The 6861-nt window shown below is 40.4% G+C and carries 7 protein-coding genes; 6 read left to right on the top strand and 1 reads right to left on the bottom strand.

Translation table 11 applies throughout. The features are described 5' to 3' along the window. Nucleotides 1-429 precede the first annotated feature (429 nt). The 6 genes from A5875_RS14735 (at nucleotide 430) to A5875_RS23280 (ending at nucleotide 3259) form a co-directional block, all read left to right on the top strand. A complete protein-coding gene (locus A5875_RS14735; RefSeq protein ID WP_088934286.1) occupies nucleotides 430-1155 on the top strand; it encodes a hypothetical protein in 726 nt (241 codons plus the stop codon). Nucleotides 1156-1452: 297 nt separating this feature from the next. Further along, nucleotides 1453-1659, top strand: a complete 207-nt coding sequence (locus A5875_RS14730) for a DUF1659 domain-containing protein (RefSeq protein WP_088933795.1) — start codon at nucleotides 1453-1455, stop codon at nucleotides 1657-1659. Between the two features lie 14 nt (nucleotides 1660-1673). Beyond that, complete coding sequence (locus tag A5875_RS14725) at nucleotides 1674-1886, top strand: DUF2922 domain-containing protein (RefSeq protein WP_088934285.1); 213 nt, start codon at nucleotides 1674-1676, stop codon at nucleotides 1884-1886. Between the two features lie 65 nt (nucleotides 1887-1951). Beyond that, nucleotides 1952-2335 (top strand): hypothetical protein, encoded by a 384-nt coding sequence (locus A5875_RS14720; protein WP_088934284.1) that lies wholly within the window; start codon nucleotides 1952-1954, stop codon nucleotides 2333-2335. Between the two features lie 48 nt (nucleotides 2336-2383). Further along, complete coding sequence (locus tag A5875_RS14715; protein ID WP_088934283.1) at nucleotides 2384-3061, top strand: DUF2922 family protein; 678 nt, start codon at nucleotides 2384-2386, stop codon at nucleotides 3059-3061. A 105-nt stretch (nucleotides 3062-3166) separates the two neighbouring features. Beyond that, nucleotides 3167-3259, top strand: coding sequence for a type I toxin-antitoxin system Fst family toxin (locus A5875_RS23280; RefSeq protein WP_137663145.1), 93 nt, complete (start codon nucleotides 3167-3169; stop codon nucleotides 3257-3259). Between the two features lie 131 nt (nucleotides 3260-3390). On the opposite strand, the gene A5875_RS14710 is transcribed toward A5875_RS23280, so the two are convergent. Beyond that, the gene (locus A5875_RS14710; RefSeq protein ID WP_088934282.1) at nucleotides 3391-6639 is read right to left on the bottom strand and encodes an MSCRAMM family protein; all 3249 of its coding nucleotides are present in this window, start codon (nucleotides 6637-6639) and stop codon (nucleotides 3391-3393) included. Nucleotides 6640-6861 lie beyond the last annotated feature (222 nt).

Below are 6861 nucleotides of genomic sequence, written 5' to 3'. Positions count from 1 at the left end.
TCTTTTAAGGTGATTTTCTCAAAATATATTGATTATTCTTATCCTATATTCTATAATTAAATCAAATCAGTTCGTTTTTTTATTAATTGATAGTGTATTATAAAAGAATAATGTTCATAGTTTTAGATAAACTACGAAAAAACATTATATGCAAATAATAATTTAGTCAAATATTATCCTCTACATAAGAAAAGGGCGTCCACTCAGATTTTAATGAGGGGACGCCTTTTTTTTATGCTGAATAATGTCATTTTAGTTATAAAAACGAACGTGCTTCTCCTTTTTTTGTTTTCTAATTAATAACAAAATTATTAGCGATTTTCGATTTTCTTTATTGGGCTGTTGAAATTTTCGAAATTCTTAAATTCATTTTTGTCGTATCATTTATTTAGAAATATTAAATAATAATTGTTATTAGGAGGAGTTACTATGGATGAAATGAAACAACCAAATGCGTTAGATGACAGACAGTGGTCACAATTATGGGAGCGCTATCTTGATGAGGCGATCGTATTCGATCCGTTGACTGTTCATGAGATCAACTGTATTGTCCCCATTCCAGATAGAACAGGCGTATTGATCTTCACAGATACAGAGATTCATTTCAGTAATGAAAATGCCTTAAAAACCCTGCATCAATTTTCTTCGACTCATTCGTTTTCTGATTATGAAGTCTTATCTATTTGTCTAAAGAAGCTGGGGCATTTCGGAAAATATAAGATGCCTTGGGCTTGTTCGTTCTTCACCTTATTTCCACTTGAAGGAACAGACCAGACGATCTGGCTCAACCCTATCAAGCTTTCCACTGTCTTTAGTGTGGATGAGCAATTCTTCGCAGAACTGACGAATGGACTCTGCCTGCTGCTGCCACTCCATTACCGCCGCTTTATTGAACGGGCGGAGATCGCTTGTCTGGTCTTGGCGACGATTCGTCGCGGAATGTTACACTATGGTATCGATGGAGAGATTCCGCTAGACTTTTTATATTTACCAAACACCCCTTTTGCGAAAAGCTTGAGTAAGCGTGCTAGTCTGAAAAATTTTCGTACTGCAATCGGTGAGATCAATCGCCTGTACCAACAGACCTACTCCCTCTACCATTGTGAACCCTTGATGGATGATCCAGACGATAGTGACCATATTGATTGGCTTTAAGTTTAACAAAATAGCAGAATGCTTGAACAATCGAGCGTTCTGCTATTTTTCTGTCTTCCTTCGCATTTTCAGGCAAAAAACTTCGATTATAACTCAACTTTCTTTTTTTCTCAAATCGCAATTTGTCTTGAACCCCCCCAATTTGGCAGCTTTTTTGCCGAAATCGATCATTTTCGCTCCAAAACCTGCCAAATTGGGGGTGCTGGTGCCAAATTCGGATTCGCATTCTTTTTTGAAATCATTTATCTTTTAGTCACCGGCCGGTACAACAATACAAAAACACGGAGGCGTTAAATTATGATCCAACGATTAAGTACAAAATTACAGGTGCAGCTCTCATTACCAGGAGCAGAAAAATTAAAGAAAGTCACTTTCCAAAACGTAGTCGAAAATCCAGATGAAGCACAAATCCTTAAACTAGGACAGCTTATGAAGGAACTTGACGTAGAAGACACACAGTTGGACGGCGTGATTATCACCAGCCAATCACGAGTAAGTAAATAGGAGGAAACGTATAGATGAAAAAATTAGTAGCGATCTTTAAAACCAGCGGCGGACGCTCCCAAACATGGAGCTACCAAAATCCCGCACAAGACCGATCCAGTGATGAGATCCGAGGCATCTTAGAAAGACTGACACTCTTGACGATCTTTGAAAAGGACGGCGAAAAGCTGTTCGACCACGTCGTCAGTGCAAAGTATGTGGAAACAGTCGAAACAATTATCTTTTAATCAAAAACTGAGGATCGGCGGCTAACAACCGCCTTCCTCTACTAAAAAAAGGAGGATGAAAATCCATGAATGAACAAACTCTGACTTGCCGACAATTGTTCAATCTTAAATCTACAACCTTAGAAAAACGAATTACAACTTATTATTATCAAACGCAAAATAGCAGCTTAACGATCAAATATATCTTGGCGTTACGCGTGCGGTTTCAACTTGGTGCGGAGGAGTTTGCCTTCATTCTAAAGGATCTTGTCCGTGATATTTTCATGAATACCAAGGCGACACGTACCATGAAGCGCTTCTTCTACTATTTCCAAGATTATTTCATGACACCTGAATGGCGCTCGTTGACATCAAAAGTGTTCCCTGTCCGTAACTTTGGCGAAAAAGCCATGTCCCTTGTCCGTTCCCTAATCGCAAAAGTTCGTCCTGATGAAACGAACGAACCTTGAGAGTAAACCTACCTACGCAGAAAAAAATTAAGAAAGGAACGTAGAAAGATGACCCATGATTTAGTCACGACCTTCACCAATGGTCTAGGCAAAGAGCACGACTGGACCTATAAAAATGTGAATGCCGACCTGCCAGCGGCACAGCTCAAAGAAGCTTGCGAACTATTAACTCAACTCGACATTTTTGAAAAAAACGGCGTAAAACTATTTGATACTGTGGTCACAGGCAAGATCGTCACCACGACAGACCACGAGATTTTTGACTTAGAAAATGAGCCGAAAGTCGATGTAAACACTCCGACTGAACAGCTAAATAAAGAAGCTGCAATAAAACTTGAAACAGAACAGCCTCACGAAAAAGCTGCTTCAAAAACAGAAGCTCCAACAAAACCAGAGGAAACTGTTCACCTTGAAAAGGCAAAAGCAGCAATCCTTGCCAAAACAAACAGAAGCTATGACCATGTATTTGAGCCAACCAGAACGGCGATCGAAAAGAAATTGGAAGGCCCGGCAGAAGCGGGAAATAACCAAAATTCATTAATAAAACAATCAACAGAAATCGGAGATAAGCACACGATCGATTGTAAAGAATCCTCTGCCGAAGTCCCTTCAACTTCTTCAACAGCGCAGTCTGAAGCACACGAATCCATGAGTACACAGCAGCGGTTTTGGGCTTGGGTACGGCGCAAGAAAAGTCGGAACAAGGACGATCCAGACATTCACTAACAGTGAAGCGTCTAACTAAACTCGGTCATTGACAACTTAATACCTTTGCGTAGGTAATTTCGCTCATGTCGTCAGCCTCCACTTTTAGAGAGGAGGTGATGCACCTTGAGCGAGCTGATCCGATATGTCCTCGCTCCGCTCTTTGTGGGGCTGATCGTGGCTCTGGTCAACCACTGGCTGAGCGGGCACGATCCATGACGACAAGACAAATACACCTGTGGGATTCCCACAGGTGTTGGCTTAATGAATGAAACGTACACTACATAAAAAGTACGAAAAAGCTGGCTTTCACCGCTTTTTCGCACTTACAATTTTATTATCCTATGAATTTATTTTTTCTTTCGGTAAAGCCATATTCCGCCTACTACTCCCCAGCCTACAACTGTTAAGAAGAGCTGATCGACCACATTCAACTTAGGATATTGTTTCCTCGTTGAACTTGGCGTTGCTTGAGAAGTCTGAGAGCTGGATGTAGGATATTTTTTTAGACTCGTTGATGTTGCTTTGGGTTCTGGTATTTTCTTAGGTGTGAGTTCTACTGTGTTTTTCTTGGTTAGTTCAACCAATTTATTGTCATCTGCTACCGTAAAGGTCAAAGGTTCACTATCTAATTGATAGCCTTCTGGCGCATTGGACTCCACTAGTGAGTACTCACCTGCTGGTAGAGAATCAATATGGATCAATCCATTTTCATCCGTAATCAATTTTCTTCCCAAATCCACAGGTTCATTCTGGGCATTTTTTAAAAGGAATTCAGCGCCCTTCAATTTTTCTCCTGTCGCTGAATCAATCTTGGTTAAGGTAATGCCTGTTTTGATCTTAGGATCTCGGTTGGTCACCATATTTCGTTCTTCATGACTTTCTTCGTGGATCGATACTTTCATCGGCTCATCTTCAATCAAATAGCCTTCTGGCGCATGCGCTTCTACGACATAGTAATCACCAAATGGCAGACCATCGACTTTGACGACACCATCTTCATCTGTTTGGATTACTTCGTCTTCTCTGATTCGTTGCATTTCAGCGTCAAAAACATGAAAGGCAGCATTAGCTAATGGCTCATTACTGTCAGTATCTACTTTTCTAATGAGGAAGCCTCCAGTCGGCGGTTCTTCATTGTAGACATTGAGAAATTCATTCGCGGTATTCTCCTTGGCATCGTCATCTGAGTAAGTGATCTTACTTTCTAGCTGGTTGCCATTTTCAGTAATTTCAATCTTTGCTGTGACGGTCTTGCCATCGTAGGTCATGCCGGCTTCATCGCCTGCTTTTTCTTTGATCGTATATTTGTGGGTTCCGGCTTGATCAAACGTTAGCTTCTTAAACTTGATGGACGAGCCATCGTTTTCCTTCGTATCAATTAATTGACCATTTTTGTCGAATAGTTCAAAGCTAAAGTCTTTGTCTTTTAACTCGCGGCCGTTCAGTTTTTTCTCCGCTTCTAATGAGACATCGATTGGTTTTGATTTTTCTTTTTGATTATCGACCAAGAACTGATAGCTGCTATTTTCTCCACTCGTCACTGTAAGGGTACTGCCTGAGCTATATTCACCCGAATCGCCTTGGCGGTGAGAATATTTTGGTTGATAGCCGTTCGTATCTATTTCTTCTAGCGTATACTGTTCTCCAGAAGTAAGAATTTTTTTCCAATCAGTGACTCTGCTCTCTTCTTCAAAACTCGCTGAAGTATAAAAATCAATCGGGAATTCTTTGTCTTTTTCTGTCACCATGGTTTTCCCGTATGCAACCGGATTTCCTTCATGTTTTAATTGGAAAGTAAAGGTTGTCGGCGTACTCAGGTTCGCAGTACCTGTGACAAGCTTTTTCGCCTGCAGGTTGATTGTCGTTTGATTTAAAATCAAGAAGTGTGTTCTTTTTTCAATGTCAGCATTGTAATCGTATTGATCCCCTTCACCAGTACCGCCCGTAATCAATGGAGAATACTCTGGACTGCCTATCTCGCGGATCAAATAGCTGTGTCCATCGGTCAAAACCGAACGCCAACCATTTGGTACTCCATTGCCATCGATTTCATTGGTGTACTCTCCCTGAGAGCTTTTGTTTTTATAAAAATTAACTTTCACCTTTTCGCCTTTTTGAGTTACTTCCTTCTCCGTAATCCCATAAGCGATCGGATTGGTGGTATCCACTTGATCTACGATTTCAAACTCAAAATGACGAGGCTTAGCGAGTGCACCAGTTCCTTCAACCTCTTTTTCCACTTGAATAAACTCACCAGTAACTCCTCCGCCAATTTGGTGGAAATCAGTTTCCCATTCGGATTCTTCCGAGCCATCTGCCCCCCATATAAACTGAGCTTTATTGGCATACGTTCCGTTTCCGTATCCTTCAACGACTTGCACATCTGCATTAAAGCTCAATCCATAAGCAACGATCCCACCGCTGCCGGGACTATTCCCAGGATCACAATAGATCGTTTGTAAAGCTGCTTTTTGCTCTTGACTTAGTGTGTCGTCGTTCGCGATAGCGTCCGAGATTGCTCCATTATGAACATCGTTATACAACGCGTGATCGCCGGGCATATTGCCAAAAGCAACGAGCACCGTATCACAATTTTCGCTATCGGTGTAAACGCCATAAGCCAGACTGCCATTTTCTGTCGGATAGTTTCTCACACGATTCTGGAAAACCTCATATGCTTCACCTTCTTGAGGATAGACTCGGATAAACTGATCTTGGATTTGCAGATTGTTTGTTCCTTTTACGAATCGAGTGCCCATCTTACCTTCGCTATTGATTATTTGAACAGGAACCAACACATGGAGAGAATTTTCTTGAAATTTCATTCCGGGATCTAGTTTATCGATCAATAAGCCATTTTCTCGTGGGATTACCTTATTATTCAATCCTGATTCCTGATTCGCTGAATATGTGTCAATCAATTCTTTCAGACCTTGATTATTCACGACAAAGGACCAGTTGATACTATTTTCTCCATAATTTTGTTTGCCCTTTTTATGGAAAGGAAGTTGGTCATCTGGAAATGCTTCATCGTCAGGTTCATGTCCCCCGCCGCCTTCATCATCAGTAATCACTAATTTGGGAATCTCTGCGGCGCCATTACCGCCGCCATCGATATTGGTTCCGGCTTTCAGCGCTTTTACATCAACCGACAGCCAGCCATCGGTTAATACGTCTTGTTTAGCTCCCTCTTCATTAATTTCTACAAAAAAGTTACTTCCAATTAATGAATATTGTCCCAAACTGGGTCCTCCATGTGGATTATCTAAGTCAAAGGGACCTTGATCTTGATAGCCGCCAAAATATTCAGGATCAGGTAAAGAGAGAGTAAAGCTATCTCCAGCTTCTACCCCCTTCATATTCTCTTGAGAAACTTCCCAAAAGTACTTTATATGAATCGTATCCCCCTTCACTATCTTATTTTCATCACTGACTACCTGATCACCCTTCGTCACCTCACAGCCAGTAACATCCACAAGATTCGTGATGTCCTTTGCGGCTGTCGATACGCTGGGGGAAATTGTAACCAATGCGGAAATATAGGAACCGATCAATAATACCAGCATAAAAATGTTTGATAATTTGTTTTTCTTCATTTCTTCACACTCCTTATTTTTTAAGATAAAGATTAGCAACAGTTTTCCGATAAAATTATTATTAAATTATAATTGGACTAAAACCTCTTTGGATATATCCTATTATTCATTTTCTCAGATTATTTATTCTTTCATACCCTATTTATTAAATATATTTCTCAAATTTTTAATACAATATTAATAAATTGGATTTTCTGAAATATTAGTAAAGCTGATCAGCGA

The organism is Enterococcus sp. 3H8_DIV0648, assembly GCF_002140655.1.
Classification (GTDB): domain Bacteria; phylum Bacillota; class Bacilli; order Lactobacillales; family Enterococcaceae; genus Enterococcus_A; species Enterococcus_A hulanensis.
Note: the sequence above shows the minus strand (reverse complement) of the source record. Positions and strands in the feature narration are given on the sequence as shown.

What these genes read in the sequence shown, in the direction of transcription:
- A5875_RS14735 (WP_088934286.1), top strand. Translation starts at nt 430, where the DNA reads ATGGATGAAATGAAACAACCAAATGCGTTAGATGACAGACAGTGGTCA.
- A5875_RS14730 (WP_088933795.1), top strand. Translation starts at nt 1,453, where the DNA reads ATGATCCAACGATTAAGTACAAAATTACAGGTGCAGCTCTCATTACCA.
- A5875_RS14725 (WP_088934285.1), top strand. Translation starts at nt 1,674, where the DNA reads ATGAAAAAATTAGTAGCGATCTTTAAAACCAGCGGCGGACGCTCCCAA.
- A5875_RS14720 (WP_088934284.1), top strand. Translation starts at nt 1,952, where the DNA reads ATGAATGAACAAACTCTGACTTGCCGACAATTGTTCAATCTTAAATCT.
- A5875_RS14715 (WP_088934283.1), top strand. Translation starts at nt 2,384, where the DNA reads ATGACCCATGATTTAGTCACGACCTTCACCAATGGTCTAGGCAAAGAG.
- A5875_RS14710 (WP_088934282.1), bottom strand. Translation starts at nt 6,639, where the DNA reads ATGAAGAAAAACAAATTATCAAACATTTTTATGCTGGTATTATTGATC.